The sequence below is a fragment of the Halomonas bluephagenesis genome (assembly GCF_054790765.1).
On sequence record NZ_CP133631.1, the window covers coordinates 3,541,665 to 3,557,113 of the forward strand.

At 53.6% G+C, this 15,449-nt stretch carries 17 protein-coding genes and 1 pseudogene; 15 read left to right on the plus strand and 3 right to left on the minus strand.

The window, feature by feature from the left end:
• The first annotated feature begins 11 nt into the window (after positions 1-11).
• From REH51_RS16030 to REH51_RS16060, 7 genes are all read left to right on the plus strand, one after another.
• A complete protein-coding gene (locus REH51_RS16030) occupies positions 12-323 on the plus strand; it encodes a hypothetical protein (RefSeq protein ID WP_009723706.1) in 312 nt (103 codons plus the stop codon).
• Between the two features lie 204 nt (positions 324-527).
• Positions 528-2,087, plus strand: coding sequence for a TNT domain-containing protein (locus tag REH51_RS16035; protein ID WP_498936314.1), 1,560 nt, complete (start codon positions 528-530; stop codon positions 2,085-2,087).
• A 1-nt stretch (position 2,088) separates the two neighbouring features.
• A complete protein-coding gene (locus tag REH51_RS16040) occupies positions 2,089-2,520 on the plus strand; it encodes an Imm63 family immunity protein (protein ID WP_009723704.1) in 432 nt (143 codons plus the stop codon).
• Complete coding sequence (locus REH51_RS16045) at positions 2,483-5,563, plus strand: hemagglutinin repeat-containing protein (protein ID WP_498936316.1); 3,081 nt, start codon at positions 2,483-2,485, stop codon at positions 5,561-5,563. The genes REH51_RS16040 and REH51_RS16045 overlap by 38 nt, the downstream gene beginning before the upstream one ends.
• Positions 5,553-5,855: a hypothetical protein gene (locus REH51_RS16050; protein WP_009723702.1), complete on the plus strand. Its 303-nt coding sequence runs from the start codon at positions 5,553-5,555 to the stop codon at positions 5,853-5,855. The genes REH51_RS16045 and REH51_RS16050 overlap by 11 nt, the downstream gene beginning before the upstream one ends.
• Positions 5,852-6,241, plus strand: coding sequence for a hemagglutinin repeat-containing protein (locus REH51_RS16055; RefSeq protein WP_498936318.1), 390 nt, complete (start codon positions 5,852-5,854; stop codon positions 6,239-6,241). Before REH51_RS16050 ends, REH51_RS16055 begins: the two co-directional genes overlap by 4 nt.
• A complete protein-coding gene (locus REH51_RS16060) occupies positions 6,189-7,187 on the plus strand; it encodes a hypothetical protein (protein ID WP_234667818.1) in 999 nt (332 codons plus the stop codon). The genes REH51_RS16055 and REH51_RS16060 overlap by 53 nt, the downstream gene beginning before the upstream one ends.
• Here the strand turns inward: REH51_RS16060 and REH51_RS16065 are convergent.
• Positions 7,161-8,281, minus strand: a protein-coding gene (locus REH51_RS16065) for an IS3 family transposase (RefSeq protein ID WP_409559424.1) whose coding sequence is annotated in 2 segments (ribosomal slippage) — positions 7,161-8,023 and positions 8,023-8,281 — 1,122 coding nt in all. Because the reading frame shifts where the segments join, the coding sequence is not laid out codon by codon here. The genes REH51_RS16060 and REH51_RS16065 overlap by 27 nt on opposite strands.
• A 71-nt stretch (positions 8,282-8,352) precedes the next feature.
• Between REH51_RS16065 and REH51_RS16070 the strand changes: the two genes are divergently transcribed.
• From REH51_RS16070 to REH51_RS16085, 4 genes are all read left to right on the plus strand, one after another.
• The gene (locus REH51_RS16070) at positions 8,353-9,009 is read left to right on the plus strand and encodes a hypothetical protein (protein WP_498936320.1); all 657 of its coding nucleotides are present in this window, start codon (positions 8,353-8,355) and stop codon (positions 9,007-9,009) included.
• Between the two features lie 311 nt (positions 9,010-9,320).
• On the plus strand, positions 9,321-9,455 hold the full coding sequence (locus tag REH51_RS16075; RefSeq protein WP_009723698.1) for a hypothetical protein: 135 nt from the start codon (positions 9,321-9,323) through the stop codon (positions 9,453-9,455).
• Between the two features lie 108 nt (positions 9,456-9,563).
• A complete protein-coding gene (locus tag REH51_RS16080; RefSeq protein WP_498936322.1) occupies positions 9,564-9,752 on the plus strand; it encodes a hypothetical protein in 189 nt (62 codons plus the stop codon).
• Between the two features lie 327 nt (positions 9,753-10,079).
• Entirely contained in the window at positions 10,080-10,535 is a 456-nt protein-coding gene (locus REH51_RS16085; RefSeq protein ID WP_009723695.1) for a hypothetical protein, read from the plus strand.
• 101 nt (positions 10,536-10,636) lie between these two features.
• On the opposite strand, the gene REH51_RS16090 is transcribed toward REH51_RS16085, so the two are convergent.
• On the minus strand, positions 10,637-11,119 hold the full coding sequence (locus REH51_RS16090; protein ID WP_009723694.1) for an HPP family protein: 483 nt from the start codon (positions 11,117-11,119) through the stop codon (positions 10,637-10,639).
• 119 nt (positions 11,120-11,238) lie between these two features.
• Here REH51_RS16090 and REH51_RS16095 point away from each other — a divergent pair, with 119 nt between their 5' ends.
• From REH51_RS16095 to REH51_RS16110, 4 genes and pseudogenes are all read left to right on the plus strand, one after another.
• Positions 11,239-11,817 carry a TetR/AcrR family transcriptional regulator gene (locus REH51_RS16095; RefSeq protein ID WP_009723693.1) on the plus strand — a complete coding sequence of 193 codons (579 nt, stop codon included), beginning with the start codon at positions 11,239-11,241 and terminating at the stop codon, positions 11,815-11,817.
• Positions 11,818-11,981: 164 nt separating this feature from the next.
• On the plus strand, positions 11,982-12,665 hold the full coding sequence (locus tag REH51_RS16100) for an HAD family hydrolase (protein ID WP_009723692.1): 684 nt from the start codon (positions 11,982-11,984) through the stop codon (positions 12,663-12,665).
• Between the two features lie 90 nt (positions 12,666-12,755).
• A pseudogene (locus tag REH51_RS16105) lies at positions 12,756-13,121 on the plus strand (glyoxalase superfamily protein).
• Between the two features lie 58 nt (positions 13,122-13,179).
• Positions 13,180-13,575 (plus strand): GFA family protein, encoded by a 396-nt coding sequence (locus tag REH51_RS16110; protein ID WP_039869181.1) that lies wholly within the window; start codon positions 13,180-13,182, stop codon positions 13,573-13,575.
• 125 nt (positions 13,576-13,700) lie between these two features.
• On the opposite strand, the gene pgi is transcribed toward REH51_RS16110, so the two are convergent.
• Positions 13,701-15,365, minus strand: coding sequence for a glucose-6-phosphate isomerase (gene pgi / locus REH51_RS16115; RefSeq protein ID WP_009723689.1), 1,665 nt, complete (start codon positions 15,363-15,365; stop codon positions 13,701-13,703).
• Positions 15,366-15,449 lie beyond the last annotated feature (84 nt).

The following is a 15,449-nucleotide window of genomic DNA, read 5'->3' on the forward strand; positions in this document are numbered from 1 at the left end:
GGGGAAGGCTTATGAGTTCAAAGGGCACATGGTTAGAGGTGATAAAAAAATATCGCGTCTATATACTTTGGTTTATGGCTTTCCTTTCTTTTTTAAACGCTGCTTTACGTTTTTGGGGAGAGTGGGAGTATTTTGTTGGTGTATTGGTTGGGCAGCTTTTTTTTGGGCAGGCGGCACAATCTTATTTTTACGATAAATATATTTCGTTTGGTGGCGGTGGGGTGAGAGTGGAGGATGGGAGTATGCCAAGATTGATAGCGTTTGTTTTGGCACTGACGGGTTATTTTGCGTTATTCCTGTTCAATGGATACCCATGGGGGTAGGTTGCCAACGACGCGATTTTCACCGACCTCGCCAACTACGATGCACACTAAGCACCGGCAAAGGCCTCTCCGGCATCGGCCGGCGACGCCAGTAGCATCACGGTTGCCGCCATCAGCGGCCTGGCGGGCAATCAAGACGCCCGCACCGGCGATGCAGACACCGGCATTGCGCCGATCTTCGATGCAGAAAGCGTCAGAAAAGACGTGCAGGCCCAAGCCACGATTACCCAGGAATTTGGGTCGCGGGCGAGCAAGTTAGTCGGCGACACTGCCCAAGCCAAGCTCGAGGAAGCGCAACTCAAACGCCTGCAAGCCGACGCAGCTCAGGCCGCGGGCGACACAGAGCGCGCCAACCAACTCAACGCCCAGGCCGATCAGCTACAAAGCGACTGGGGCGACAACGGCACCAAACGCCTGGCCGCCCACACCGCCATCGGCGCACTGACAGGTGGTACGCAAGGTGCCACGGGGGCCGCCGTGGGTACCCTCAGCGCCCCGGCCATCGCGAGTGCCCTGAAAAACGCCGGCCTCGACGACACCCTCACCGACGGCCTCACGGCACTGGCCAGCACCGCTGCCGGTGCAGCCACGGGTGGCACCCAAGGCGGCGCGGCGGCGTTTAATGAGGTGGTGAATAATTATCTGAGTCATCAGGAATCGCAGCGGTTGCAAGAGATTGATCAACTGCTCGAGGACGATGAGCAAGCGCTATCAGAGACTCAGCGCCAAGCCCTGGAGGAAGAACGGTTAGCGATTCGTCAGTTGGACCGCTCGCGAGATGACGCACTGGAAACCGCTTGTGGCCAAGGTGGTAGCGCGGCTGCGTGTAGCTACGAACGCTCATTGCTAGAGGCCGCCTTCAGTAGTTGGCAACCCGGTGATGTTGACCGAGAGACCTATTCTGACTACCAGCACACCGCCACCTTGTGGGGAGAACACCAGCAACAACGCATGGAGCATATTGGCGCTGAAGCGCTGACGGATATGGTGGTCGATTCAGCCACCGCCCCGTTGATCCTCGGCCAGTTAGCCGGTCAAGCCGCGTTGGGAGACGAAGAATCCCGAGCGATCCTGCGCGAGATGGGCAACGAGATCAAAGCGTTTGCGGCCAACCCCGCAGAACACATCAGCGAGAACAACCGAGAGCAACTCGCCCACGCCGATGCCCTAGAGCAAGCCGGGCAACGAGACGAAGCCGACAGGCTGCGCATGCGCGTCGCACTGGAAAACCAGACGATGATTATGGGCGCAGGCGGCCTAGCGGCGAGTTTGCCGAAGGTGGCGAGTAGTATTGCGAGCAGGCCTGGGAGAGTGGGGCTGGATGGGAGTGGTGTGACGCAAGATGTGCCCAACCACGGAGTAAGACCCGGTGCAACAGATGCAGAGGCGAGCGGCGCTTCATATTATGATCAATATAGAAAGGCTGATGGCAGTGGCTGGGATTGGCCTGAAAATATGGGCTTTTCTGAAAAGCCAACTGAATCAACTTTACCTGTCGGAACCCGCATTGATCGATATGGCTCGCCTAATGGTGCATTTATGTCACCGGAGGGAACTCCAATTGATCATAGGGCTATGGCACCTGGAAGCTTGGCAGAGCCGCATCATATATATGAGGTTCAAAAGCCCTTACCTGTTATACAGGGTGAAATTGCACCGGCCTTCGGTCAGCCCGGCGGAGGAACGCAGATGTTGCCCAACCTTCCTGACAGGGTGAATGTACAGTGGCTGATAAACGAGGGCTATTTGAGGAAGGGGAACTAGTATGACTAGCCAAATCAATGATATTAAAAATAAAGTTTTCACATTGGGTCAGAGAATTAATGCTCCCAATTCACTTGTTGTGATCTCGAATATTTCTCCTCAAAATGGCAAGCCGCATGTTGAGATAACTAATGGTGAATATCGATACGTGACGGAAGAGCGGGGAGTGGTTTTTGATGAAAAAAGAACTGCATGTTTGGATGAGTTGTTTTATTGGATATTTAGAGATGTGACAGCTCAAATGGCTCAAGATTACGAGTGTGAAAACAGGAAGAATGATCAAGATTTTCGGCGCATTATGTTTGACAAGCAACTTGAACTTCTAGGGGGATTGTCAGCTAAATGGCGGCTTTGGAGAAAACAAGAAATAGAAGAAACCTTAGCTAGAAACCCATTTGTTGATATATCTGCAGATTATCCTTCTAAAGGTTGATTTTGAAGTCCTGCGCCACAGCGAAGAGATCGGCAGCGTGATCACTGGCGGCGGGGCGATTAACCTCACCGCCGGGCAGGCTATCAACCTGCGCGCCGCCACCGTTGACGCTCAAAGCGCGTTGGCCCTGAACGCCATTGGCGGCGATATCCCCCTGGAAGCCGGGCAGCGTACCGAGAGCCTGGCCGAAGGGCATAGCTCAAGCGGCGGTGGCCTGTTCTCCAGCAAAACCAAGGTCACCCGCACCCACAATGCCAGCACTCAGGCACTGGCCAGCGAGCTGGGCGGCCAGACGGTCAGCCTTATCAGTGGGGAAGACATCCGCGTCAGTGGTGCCAACATCGTCGCCGACCAGGATCTGGGTATGCATGCCGGGGGCAACCTCACCCTCGATGCCGAACAGAACACCCTGAGCAACAGCCATTTCAGCCGCAGCAAAAAAAGTGGCCTGTTCAGCGGTGGATTTGGCATTAACCTCGGTAGCCAGCGGCAGATGACCGATGCCACCAATCCCGCCCCCTTCGTTGCCCCCACCACCGTGGGCAGCATCGGCGGCAACGTCACCCTCACGGCGGGTGACACCTACACCCAGATCGGTTCTGACGTGCTGGCCCCCAGCGGCGATATCCTGATCGGGGCCAACACGGTCAACATCCTCGAAGGCCGTGAGACCAGTAACAGCCGAACCGAACAGCGCTTCAAACAGAGCGGGCTGAGCCTCTCCCTCAGCAACCCCGTGATGGACAGCGCCCAAGGCATCAAGGGCCAGATTGACGCGGCTGGCAATACCGATAGCCCGCGGATGCAAGCCCTGGCAGCGGCCAACACCGCCCTGGCAGTGAAGGATATTCAGCAGCAGATAACAAACGGCAACGCCACCGACCTCAGCCTCAACATCAGCCTGGGCTCCAGCCAAAGCCGCAGCAACAGTGAAGCGAGCAGCAACACTGCCCGCGGCTCGACGATCACCGCCGGTGGCGACCTCGCCATTCACGCCCTCGGCCAAGGAGACGGCCAAGGCAACATCACCGTACAAGGCAGCCAGCTGGACGCGGGCCAACAGCTCCAGCTCAACGCCGTTCAGGATATCCACCTGCTGGCCAGCGCCGATGCCGTCTCCCAGCGCGACAGCCACAACAGCAGCAGTGGCAGGATTGGGCTGGGCATCGGCACGAATGGCATTGCCCTCAACCTGGACGCCAGCCGTGCCAAGGGCCACGGCAACGGTGACAGCACCTTCTTCAACAACACCCAGGTTAGCGCAGGCAATCAGGTCATTCTCAGCAGTGGCGGCGACACCGCCCTCAAAGGGGCCGTGGTCAGCGCCCCGCAAATCGCCACCAACATCGGCGGCGACCTGACCATTGAAAGCCTGCAGGACACTGCCGTCCACGATGAACGCCACTCAAGCAGCGGCTTCGGTGCCAGCATCCCGCTGACCGGCGGTACGCCCTCGCTCGATCTTGACCTCAGCCGCACCAAGCTCAACAGCGACTTCCAAAGCGTCAATGAGCAAAGCGGCCTGCGCGCTGGCGACGGCGGCTTCCAGGTCAACGTGGGCGGTACCACCAATCTTACGGGCGGGGCTATCACCAGCACCCAAACCGCGATAGATGAAGACCGCAACCGCTTCACCACCGCCGGGCAAACCGCCAGCGAGGCACTCGAAAGTGGTGCGCTCACCGTTAGCGATATCGCCAACAACGCCACCTATGACGCGGAAAGTATCAGTGTTAGCTTAAGCAGTGGTGGAAATGATAGCGGCGAAAGTAGCACCGGTCTCTCCGGCATCGGCACCGGCCGCGACGATGGCAGTGCCAGCAGGACCACCGAATCCGCCATCAGCGGCCTGGCAGGTAATCAGGACGCCCGCACCGGCGATGCAGACACCGGCATTGCGCCGATCTTCGATGCAGAAAGCGTCAGAAAAGACGTGCAGGCCCAAGCCACGATTACCCAGGAATTTGGGTCGCGGGCGAGCAAGTTAGTCGGCGACACTGCCCAAGCCAAGCTCGAGGAAGCGCAACTCAAACGCCTGCAAGCCGACGCAGCTCAGGCCGCGGGTGACACAGAACGCGCCAACCAACTCAACGCCCAGGCCGATCAGCTACAAAGCGACTGGGGTGACAACGGCACCAAACGCCTGGCCGCCCACACCGCCATCGGCGCACTGACCGGCGGAACGCAAGGTGCCACGGGGGCCGCCGTGGGTACCCTCAGCGCCCCGGCCATCGCGAGTGCCCTGAAAAACGCCGGCCTCGACGACACCCTCACCGACGGCCTCACGGCACTGGCCAGCACCGCTGCCGGTGCAGCCACGGGTGGCACCCAAGGCGGCGCGGCGGCGTTTAATGAGGTGGTGAATAATTATCTGCGGCATGATCAAGTCGATGCGTATATCGATGAGCTTGAAGGCTGTGTAGCACGTGGTGATTGTGACGAAGTTCAAGAAAAATTCCGGGCACTCAGTATCGCCCAGCAAGATGAACTGATTGCGCTATGTGCTACTGATGCAGAGGCTTGTACGGCAAACTATCAGAGCCTAGTCGAGGATGGGGAACAGTTCCGTGATGCACTGGATGGCTTTAGCGGCCGAGATATTCCCTGGCAGTTAGGATTAGATGCTGGGCCGCTCCTTAGCCAATATATGGAAGCTGAAGCCATTGTCTCGCAGGAAGGCTTTGCGCAGTACCTTCAGGAACGGCATGGGCTGGATGTTGAGCAGGCATCAGTTTTGTCTGCTGTGGCGGCGGGAGCGTTACCGTTAGGCAGTAAGCGCCTCCAGTTGAATCAGCCCAAAAATCCTTCTTACCAACCTGTTCGAAATGAATCGACAAACATTGGTGGACGTGAATACTCTGGTCATGCTCTTGATCGTATGCAGGATCGAGGTATCCTCCCGTCAGTAGTGGAAAATACGATCCGGAATGGGCAGTCCTACCCCAGCAGAGGAGGAACCACAGTTTTTCATAGCTCTGAGAATAATATAAGTGTTGTAATTAATCGTCAGGGTGATGTTGTGACAACTAGGTATGGTCGATGATATGAGTAGAAAGTACATTGAAGCTAATTCTGAAACTGCTCTGAATAGCATCTTTAACTTTGCTGATTTTGTCGCAGAGACAGAGTTTTTTGCCGATAAGGTGGATGTGAAATTACAAGAACAGTACGACCGCGCTTGGTTTGAGATGGAGTTGGTAAATTCATTGGCTTTGGCAGAGTGGGAGCAAAATGGCAGACCTAAGGAGTGGGGTGTGGTCTGGAAGGAAAAATATAAAAATGATGCTAGAGAAACACTTTGCGAGTTTTTAGCAGTGGTGAAAAAAATGACTTGATTAAGAGAAAAACTTATGGGAATAGGGCCCAGGTCAGCGCAGGCAGCCAAGTCATCCTCACCAGCGGTGGCGACACCACCCTGCAAGGTGCCGTGGTCAGCGCCCCGCAAATCACCACCAACATCGGCGGCGACCTGACCATTGAAAGCCTGCAAGACACCGCCACTCACAGCGAACGCCACCAAAGCAGTGGCGGAAGTCTCAGCGTACCGCTGATCGGCGTAGGGCAGCCCCCCGCCAGCCTCAACGCCAGCCGCACCAAGCTCAATAGCGACTTCCAAAGCGTCAATGAGCAAAGCGGCCTGCGCGCCGGCGACGGCGGCTTCCAGGTCAATGTCGGCGGTAACGGGCGGGGCTATCACCAGCACCCAAACCGCGATAGATGAAGACCGCAACCGCTTCACCACCGCCGGGCAAACCGCCAGTGAGGCAATAGAAAGTGGTGCGCTCACCGTTAGCGATATCGCCAACAACGCCACGTTTGATGCTGAAAGCACCAGCGTTGGCCTCAGAAGTGGCGAAGGTAGCACCGGTCTCTCCGGCATCGGCACCGGCCGCGACGACGGCGACGCCAGCAGCACCACGGTTGCCGCCATCAGCGGCCTGGCAGGTAATCAGGACGCCCGCACCGGCGACGCAGACACCGGCATTGCCCCGATCTTCGATGCAGAAAGCGTCAGAAAAGACGTTGAGGCTCAAACCACGATTACCCAAGAGTTTGGGTCGCGGTCGAGCCAAGAATGGGGGGATTACGCCAGCCAGCAGGAAGCCCAGTTATGGCGTGAGGCACAAAACGCCAATGATCCTGAAACACGTGCTGCATTGCTGAAAGAAGCGGCACGTTGGGCGGAAGGTGGCGCTTACCGCACCTCGGGCCATACGTTGCTCGGCCTGGCCGGTGGCGGTGTGGACGGAGCGACGGGAGCACTGACCAGTTCAGTGCTCATGGCAGAAGTGGAACGTCTCACGGATGAGCTGAATCTACCGGACGAGGCGCGCCAAGGGCTTGAATCGCTCACTGCCACCCTGGCCGGTGCGGCGACAGGCGGCGCCCAAGGTGGTGCAATGGCGTTCAATCTTGATGTCAATAATCGCCAGTTGCATAGCTTCGAGCAATCCTTGGCGGAACAGCTGGCCGAAGGCAGCGAGTACACGCCAGAACAGATCGCCGATGCCCTCAGAGCCATGTACAACGACGAGTTGGAGGAAAGCCCAGGTTCCAACATCATCGTCGACTTACAGGATGTGACCGCCGTTGATGACACCTATTTTGACTATGGCGGTGACTGCGACGTCACCCCATCTTCAGTAGCACCCGGGTTTAGAGTCTGACGTTACTTTATCGTGTTTTAAAACCAGTTGCTCGGCATAGGCGGAAGGCGTTAATCCTCCCAGTCCTTTCTTCGGTCTTTCCTCGTTGTATTCCCGTCGCCACGCCTCGATGATGACTCTCGCGTGATGCAGGCTGGTGAACCAGTGCTCATTTAGACATTCGTCTCTAAAACGCCCGTTGAACGATTCGATGTAGGCGTTTTGATTGGGCTTTCCAGGTTCGATTAAAAACAGGGCAACACCACGTTGATGAGCCCACGTCAGCATGGCGCGTCCGCAGAACTCCTTCCCATTATCCGTACGAAGGGCACTTGGAAGGCCACGTTGTAGCACTAGATGATCCAGAATCCGTGTTAACGACAGCCCGTCAATGGCACGGTCAGGCACGATAGCCACGGCTTCATGGGTGGCGTCATCGACAATAGTGAGGTTCTTGATCACTCTCCCTTCCGCCGTGCGGTCAAACACAAAATCCATTGACCAGACCTGATTGGCAGCGCCAGGGCGGCCCAGGGGCTTGCGTTCAGACAGGGGAATCTTCTTACGCTTGCGTCGCTTTACCTGCAACCGAGCCGCCGCGTAGAGGCGTTCGACGCGCTTGTGATTGACCTGTTCACCGGCTTGACGCAGCTTCAGGTAGATCATGCCCGCGCCGTAACGACGATGTCGGTGTGCCAAGGCAACAATGCGTTCACGTAATGTCTCATTGCGGTCAGGAGCCGGTTGGTAGCGCAATGCACTGGCACTCATACGCATGACACGGAGCGCTCGGCGCTCACTCAGGCCACGTGACACCATAAAACGCACCACGTCTCGACGTGCCGGGGCGCTCACCACTTTTTTCTCAGCGCCTCGCGAGTGACCTCCATCTCCAATAGCGACTCCGCGAGCAGCTTTTTCAGGCGTCCATTTTCGGCTTCAAGCTCTTTCAGTCGCTTGGCATCGGGGACGCTCATGCCGCCAAACTTGCTGCGCCAAAGGTAATAACTTGCTTCCGAGAAACCGTGCCGACGACATAGCTCCTTGATGGGGAGTCCCGCCTCCGCTTCGCCCAAGAAGCCAATGATCTGTTCTTCGCTGAAACGCTTCTTCATGTCCAATCTCCTTAGCATAGGATCGGACTCTAAAGTGTAGCGCTACTCAATCTGGGGGTGACGTCGACTGGATGGCAACCCCCGGAGAGGACGGCACGACGCGCTATCTGATCCAGCAAATACCGAAGAACACGCCACCTGAGCTGATCAGCTACATCATCGAGCAGACGGGTGGGGAAGGCTCGCCCTATCGGGCGCTTGTCTATCAGCTACCACCAGAAGAGGCAGCCCCTGGTCAGCCGCGAGACCGTCTGACGGGTCGACCGCTGGATGAAGAAGGCCGTTACACGGTCAGCTATGTGGTGGATGGCAAGATTTACCACGTACCGCATTTTTCATGTGGAGATGCAGAATGCGTCAGACGGAACGCTAACATTGACCATAGCGACCCTGCAGCGCAGGCATGGGAGAGGGCCGTGGATGCCAAGGCGTTGGGTGATTTAGGTACGGTGGCTACTGTCGGGGTGGTAATGAACCCTGCTGGAGCTGTAGGTGCTGGGGTTGCGACAATGGGTATGGGGGCAAGTTTGTTATCAGGGTACTTAAAAGGAGAAATTACTGATGCAGTTTCGAAAGAAGCTTTGATGTTTGGTTTTGAAGCGTATGCAAAGGCTGGGGGGGTATCAAAGGTGGAGGCCAGCAGGTTGAATGCAACCTTTGATTTGATTGGGGTTTGGAATACGGTTTTAAATAATGGAAAAGACATGCTGGGGCTGGAAGATGAGTAACCCAGACAGTAACTCAGCATGGGGTCAGTGGCGTAATCGCTACCGCTTATATATTTCAATTACCTTGGCTATAGTGGCTATGATAAATGCTGTCATTAAGTTTTGGGGGGTTGGGGGGAGTGGGAGCTTTTCTCTGGCGTTTGTATTGGGCATGGATTGTTTTGGCAGTTAATCGTGGCGTTTTTATACGATAAAAATATGAATGTTGGAGGAGGTGGTGCTGATTTATCGGATGGGCCTGTGGCAAGAGGAATAGTAATCACCTTTGCTATTATTGGTTACGGCGTTATGTTTCTGTTTAATGGATATCCATGGCAGTAGACTGTCAGTGGTACCGTATTGCGTTGTCAGCATCGCAAACCGCCCAGCTCACCAACGATATCGTCTGGCTAGTCACACAAACCGTACAGCTCCCCGATGGCTCTACCACCGATGTCACCCCCTGAGTGGTGTGTTAAGGGGTAGCGCCGCCACGCTGGCTCAAGCGACATTTGTACCGGTTGGGCACAGAGGTCAAACTGGATCGGCTTGACAGCCTGATGGAGGATAAAGACATGTTGGCAGAGAACTTAGAAAACTTGGTCAAGAAAGAACGCTTGGAAGGGCGTCAAGAAGGTCGGCAAGAAGGGCGCTTAGCTGAAGCACGTGAAACTATGCGGTTGCTTACCTTACAGTTTGGTGAGGTGCCTGACTGGGTAAAAGCGCAACTTGTGAAAGCCGATCATGACCAGTTGAAAGGCTGAATGCGTGATGTGCTGTTCGCCAATCGCCTGGACGATATGTTCAAGCCTAGCATTCTTCAGCCGGCAAGCCATCGACCGGGTAGTAGGTCTGTGCGTCGAACTGAAAAACGAGGCGATGTTGCTGACGTAACTGGTACCCCTTGGCCCGAAAGTGCCAAGGGGGATTTTTTTATGTCTCAGGTGCACTTTGGCTAAGTGTGCTTGAAGAGAGGTCACTGTTTTAAGTGAAATAGTGGTGGTAAATAACTAGGATAATATCGTCAGCCGCCGTTATTCATCATGTGGCGTTTATATCGATGTAAGTCACAGGGAGTGTGAACATATTCTATGAAAGCTTTCTCTATTATCTTGTTACGCATTTTAGCGCTGTATATTGCGCTTAATCCGCTACTTGCCCTAGCGCCGATGCTGTTTGGCCCAGGCTCGACAGAATCCTATGACGAGTGGTTAGCCACCCTGATAGCAATGATGGTTATGCCTCTTATTGTCGGCGCTGTACTTTGGCTAGTGGCAGAACCGCTGGCTAATAAAATTCATCCAGCTAATAACGCTGACTCTCAGTTATCACTGCACGAACTAGGCCTAGTCCGTGCAGGTAGTTTTCTGATAGGTGTTTATCTCACTTTGCAACATATTGGCGCAGCGATTAGTCAGTGGATCTGGTCAGGTAGTATTGCCTATGGTTCTCTCGTCGTCATTGTACTTGGTGTGGGCTTGATAGTGGGAGTCAAACTTATCGGTGAACTATATAAGAAGATAAAGTATGCGGGCAGTGGTTTTTGAGTGCTAATAAAAGCACTCAAAAGCACAGCTAAGCATGCCACGAACAAACGGATTAAGATTATTGCTTATGAACACTGGTTCTGCACTACGATCCTCTTCTACTAAAACCATTGCTTGGGGTACGGTTGCCCTGAAATAAACCGGTGAAACACGTATCCGAATCCCACAATCAGAAGGGCTCCAGACGCTACGGGAGTGATCAAAAAATGCCAGTGCTCTCCCGCTAGCATAATCAGTAGGGGATTAGCACCTGCAGGCGGGTGGATGGTGTGGGTAAGCATCATAGCGACTATCGATAAACCGACTGCTAAGCCCAGTGTCCATTCATACACACCAAAGAAATGAGCCACCATCAGTCCTAACGCCGCTGTTATTAAGTGACCCGCAATCACGTTGCGTGGTTGGGCTAATGGGCTGGCGGGTAATCCAAACAGTATCACCATGGTGGCGCCAAAGGGGGCCATTAGCCATAACGCGTCACTGTGTGAACTTAGAAAGCTGAGCGCTGTTATGCACCCGGTCGCTCCAATGCCAGCGAGCAGGGCTGCTTTCTGTTGAACAGGTAAATACTGGGAAATTTTCATGGATGCACCCTAGGGCTAAAAATTGAAACAAAGGAGACCGATCTGTCTACCTGGGTATGGTAGACAGATCGGTCTCTGCGCGTCAATATGTTGCACTAAAATGAAAGAGAGGTTTTGCCGTGGAAAGAAGAGAGCAGTTAGTCTCGGTCGCCTTTGGCCTATTTTATCGCTATGGGGTGCATGCCATTGGTATCAACCGGATCATTGCTGAATCTGGTGTGGCAAAAAAAACGCTATATCATCATTTCTCCAGTAAAGAAGCCCTTATCGCTGCAACGGTTGACTATCGTGACCGACAATTTTCTTCCTGGATTAAAGGGCGCACGCAGGGCGCACCTGATGGACAAAGCGCAATTTTTGCTTTGTTCGATGCGTTAGATGATTGGTTTAATGAGAGAGAGAAGCTAGTTTATCCTTTTCATGGTTGTTATTTCATCAATGTCAGTGCTGAATTCAGTGACTTAAGTCATCCCGTGCATCAACAGTGCGCTAGCCATAAAAGAGCCATGCTTGGCTTGATAAGCGGGTATATTTCACAAATATTCGTTGATGAAAAAACGGTGACTACGTTGTCGGAAGCGGTAGCTACTTTAAAAGAAGGGGCGACTGTTCAGGCCCACGTGATGGGGGATTTAAAAGCTGCCGTAAAAGCCAAAGCAATCGCTAAGGAGTTGCTGAGGACAAGATTGGAGTCTTAATGTTTTCGTTTTTTCAGGGCAGTGAGTGAATAGCTTACTCGTAAACACCCTTGTGGTTTCCGACTCGAAGTACAAAACAATTAGCTTGTCATATTTTCAATCTTGCAGCTCATGCGATAGTAGCTTTGCCTTGGGTTTTAAACGCTCTATTTCTAGGAGGTCTTGTGGCACTTCGCGCAATTTTGCTAGATCACGATGGGACGATCGTCAGTTCTGAACACATCCATTTTCAAATGTGGGTACACATTCTGAGCCAATATGGCTTTGAATTGTCCGAGCTGCAGTACAAAACCTACTATGCAGGCCTGCCAACGCGTGCCAATGCCCTGGATATGGTGCAGAGGTTTGGGATTGATGCGTCCCCTGATCAACTTATAGAAGCGAAGAACGCCGCGACGCAGGACTACCTTGCTAACCAAGCATTCCCGCTAATGCCTGGCGTACGAGAGGCTATTGTTTACTTCCACAGTAAAGGTTTGAAGCTGGCAGTGGTGACAGGCGCTAGTGCAAATGGTGTTCAAAAAACGCTGCAGGCCAATGGGTTTGAAGATAAGTTCTCTACGATTGTTTCTAGCGATGATGTCCGAGACAGCAAGCCCGCACCTGAATGCTATCTTCTGGCTCTTCAACGGCTTGGCGTTGCTGCGGATGAATGTCTCGCCATTGAAGATACACAACATGGTCTTGAAGCCGCCTTTCGAGCTGGCATAAGCTGCTTGGCACTACCCACGGAAATGTCTAAACAGCAAAACTTTCATTCAGCGACAGCGGTTCTTAATGGCATGGCTGAAGCCGTTGAGTATATTCGCCATGCCTATGGCGTAGAGAGCGATTCTGCTCCTGTTTAAATCGAACGCCTAAGGGTAAAGAGGGCTTTAGGCTTTCTAACCAGAGCTGGCTAGCCATTCGTTAAAGCGCTGTTTGTAAGGAGAGCATAAATGCATTTTCAGGCCATTCCGATTATACGAATTTTTGATGAATCTAAAGCCAAGGCGTTCTATCTTGAGTTTTTGGGGATGTCGCTTGATTGGGAGCATCGCTTCGAAGCAGACTTTCCTGTCTATATGCAGGTATCCCGAGGTGATCTGGTTTTTCATCTCAGTGAACACTCTGGGGATTGCTCCCCTGGCGCTAAAACGTTTGTGAATACTGATGATCTTGAAGGCTTGTACCGCGAGATTTTAGCCCGTGGTTAGAAGTTTAGCCGACCGGAAATAACCACAGCTCCGTGGGGCGATAGGGTGTTTGAAGTGGTAGATCCGTTTTCCAACAGAATATTGTTCAATGAGCCTACAGCAGCTTAGCTCTCGTCGGCATCACAAGAGCAACTGTAATGGGGGGCTAACGGTAAGGGAGTTTGCAATGAAAGGCACATGTCTTTGCGGTTCCATCGAAGTGACTGCGCCTAACCACGAGCAGGTCAGTGTTTGTCATTGCTCTCTATGTCGGCGTTGGTCGGGTGGGCCTATGTTCGCTGTGCATTGCGGTGGTTCGGTGGAATTCTCTGGTGCTGAGCCTGCCGCTTACCGTTCGTCTGATTGGGCGGAGCGGGGCTTCTGCGCAACCTGCGGGACGCATCTGTTCTATCACCTGCTACCCAGCAATGAGTATATTCTTCCGGCAGGCCTGTTCCAGGATCAGGCGTTCCAGCTTATCAGCGAAATATTCATTGATGAGAAGCCCGGTTATTACGAGTTTAATAACCAAACAGAAAAAATGACCGGACAGCAGGTCTTTGAGCAATTCACGCCGGATTAATTTAGGCGGCTAGGGGCTTCTGATTGCCTCCAGCCAGTGTCGATACTGGCATCAAAGATCAAACCAAAAACGCCTTGGCTGAAAAGCCAAGGCGTTTTTTATCTAACGTTTACCCAACCCTCCGCTTAACGCTTCTTCCTGGCTGGCTTTTTATCAGCACTGGCTGGCGCGCTTTCCTTTGCGCTATCGCCACTGGGAAAGTGGGCGCGTACCAGTTCCAACAAACCTTGGGTAGAGGTATCGAAGTCCGCGGCATTAGTGTCGATACGCTCGCTGATTTCACCGGCAATGCGTTTGCCAAGCTGCACACCCCACTGATCAAACGAGTTGATGTTCCAGATAACGCCTTGCACAAACACCTTGTGCTCGTAGAGGGCAATTAGCGCGCCGAGGTTTTTCGGCGTTAGCTCGTCCAGCAGTAGCGTGCTGGAAGGGCGGTTACCGGGGCAGCTGTAGGGGTCGTGCTGGCTAAGTTCTTTGCTGTCCCCTTGGCTGCCTTCCATAAAGGCGTTGGCTTGGGCGAGCATATTGGTAAGCAAGGCGAAGTGGTGGTCTTCCACGCCGGGCTCGGGTTTTAGCGAGGCAATAAAATCAATCGGCACATAGCGGGTGCCCTGGTGTAGTAGCTGGAAGAAAGCGTGCTGACCGTTGGAGCCTGTTTGCCCCCAAACAATCGGGCCGGTTTTGTAGTTAACCGGGTGGCCAAAAATATCGACTGATTTGCCGTTAGACTCCATATCCAACTGCTGCAGAAACGAAGGTAGTTGGTTGAGGGCTTGATCGTAGGGCACGATGGCCTGGGTTTCGGCGCCAATAAAGTTGATGTACCAGATACCAATCAGCGCCATCAGTACTGGCATATTCTGCGCGAAGGGCGCTTCTATAAAGTGGCGATCCATCTCATGAGCGCCTTCCAGCAGCTCGATAAACCCTTCAAAACCAACCGAAAGCGCAATCGGCAGGCCGATTGATGACCACATGGAGTAGCGGCCGCCTACCCAGGCCCAAAACTCGAACACGTTCTCTTCACGAATGCCGAACTCCATCGCCGCTTTGCGGTTAGTGGAAGCGGCAATAAAGTGGGCGCCTACGTCGGCATCTTCACCGGCATTTTCCACGAACCAGCGCCGTGCGGTTTTTGCGTTAAGCAGGGTTTCCTGGGTAGAGAAGGTTTTGGTGGAAACGATAAACAGCGTGGTCGCCGGGTCTAGCCGTGAAAGCACCTTCTGAATATGGGTGCCATCGACGTTGGAGACGAAGTGGAAGTGCAGTTCCGGGTGGCGGTATTTGAGTAGCGCGCGTACGGCCATGTTGGGGCCAAGGTCTGAGCCACCAATGCCAATATTGACCACGTCTTTGATGCGTTGGCCGTTATAGCCTTTCCACTCACCGCTTCTAACCGCTTCTGAGAACTGCTTGATTTGTTCCCGGGTGCGATTGATTTCCGGCATCACATCGTTGCCGTCTACATGTACCGGTTCATCGCTTAAATTGCGCAGTGCGGTATGCAGTACCGGGCGATTTTCGGTGACGTTGATAATGTCGCCAGAGAACATCTGCGCACGACGCTGAACCAAGGCAGAGTGGTCAGCCAATTCCAACAGTTTGGCGAGTACCTCATCAGAGACGTGATGCTTGGAGTAATCCAGGAACAGGCCGCCCACCCGTAGGCTCATTTTTTCAAAGCGCTGCGGGTCATTGGTGAAGTAATCACGAATGCGGTCGTTGGCGGTTTTGTCACGCAGGCGTTCAAGTGCCTGCCAGGTAACGCTGCGGGTGAGTTGAAACATAGAAGGCGGTCCTGTTGTTTTAGATCATTATTAAGTGACGAACACTGTGTTCTGGCTCGTGCCTTGTTCTATTTATGAGACTAT

Excerpts from the sequence above, each read along its gene's own strand:
- REH51_RS16030 (WP_009723706.1), top strand. The coding sequence starts at position 12 with ATGAGTTCAAAGGGCACATGGTTAGAGGTGATAAAAAAATATCGCGTC.
- REH51_RS16040 (WP_009723704.1), top strand. The coding sequence starts at position 2,089 with ATGACTAGCCAAATCAATGATATTAAAAATAAAGTTTTCACATTGGGT.
- REH51_RS16050 (WP_009723702.1), top strand. The coding sequence starts at position 5,553 with ATGGTCGATGATATGAGTAGAAAGTACATTGAAGCTAATTCTGAAACT.
- REH51_RS16060 (WP_234667818.1), top strand. The coding sequence starts at position 6,189 with ATGTCGGCGGTAACGGGCGGGGCTATCACCAGCACCCAAACCGCGATA.
- REH51_RS16070 (WP_498936320.1), top strand. The coding sequence starts at position 8,353 with ATGGCAACCCCCGGAGAGGACGGCACGACGCGCTATCTGATCCAGCAA.
- REH51_RS16075 (WP_009723698.1), top strand. The coding sequence starts at position 9,321 with ATGGCAGTAGACTGTCAGTGGTACCGTATTGCGTTGTCAGCATCGCAA.
- REH51_RS16080 (WP_498936322.1), top strand. The coding sequence starts at position 9,564 with ATGTTGGCAGAGAACTTAGAAAACTTGGTCAAGAAAGAACGCTTGGAA.
- REH51_RS16085 (WP_009723695.1), top strand. The coding sequence starts at position 10,080 with ATGAAAGCTTTCTCTATTATCTTGTTACGCATTTTAGCGCTGTATATT.
- REH51_RS16090 (WP_009723694.1), bottom strand. The coding sequence starts at position 11,119 with ATGAAAATTTCCCAGTATTTACCTGTTCAACAGAAAGCAGCCCTGCTC.
- REH51_RS16110 (WP_039869181.1), top strand. The coding sequence starts at position 13,180 with ATGAAAGGCACATGTCTTTGCGGTTCCATCGAAGTGACTGCGCCTAAC.
- pgi (WP_009723689.1), bottom strand. The coding sequence starts at position 15,365 with ATGTTTCAACTCACCCGCAGCGTTACCTGGCAGGCACTTGAACGCCTG.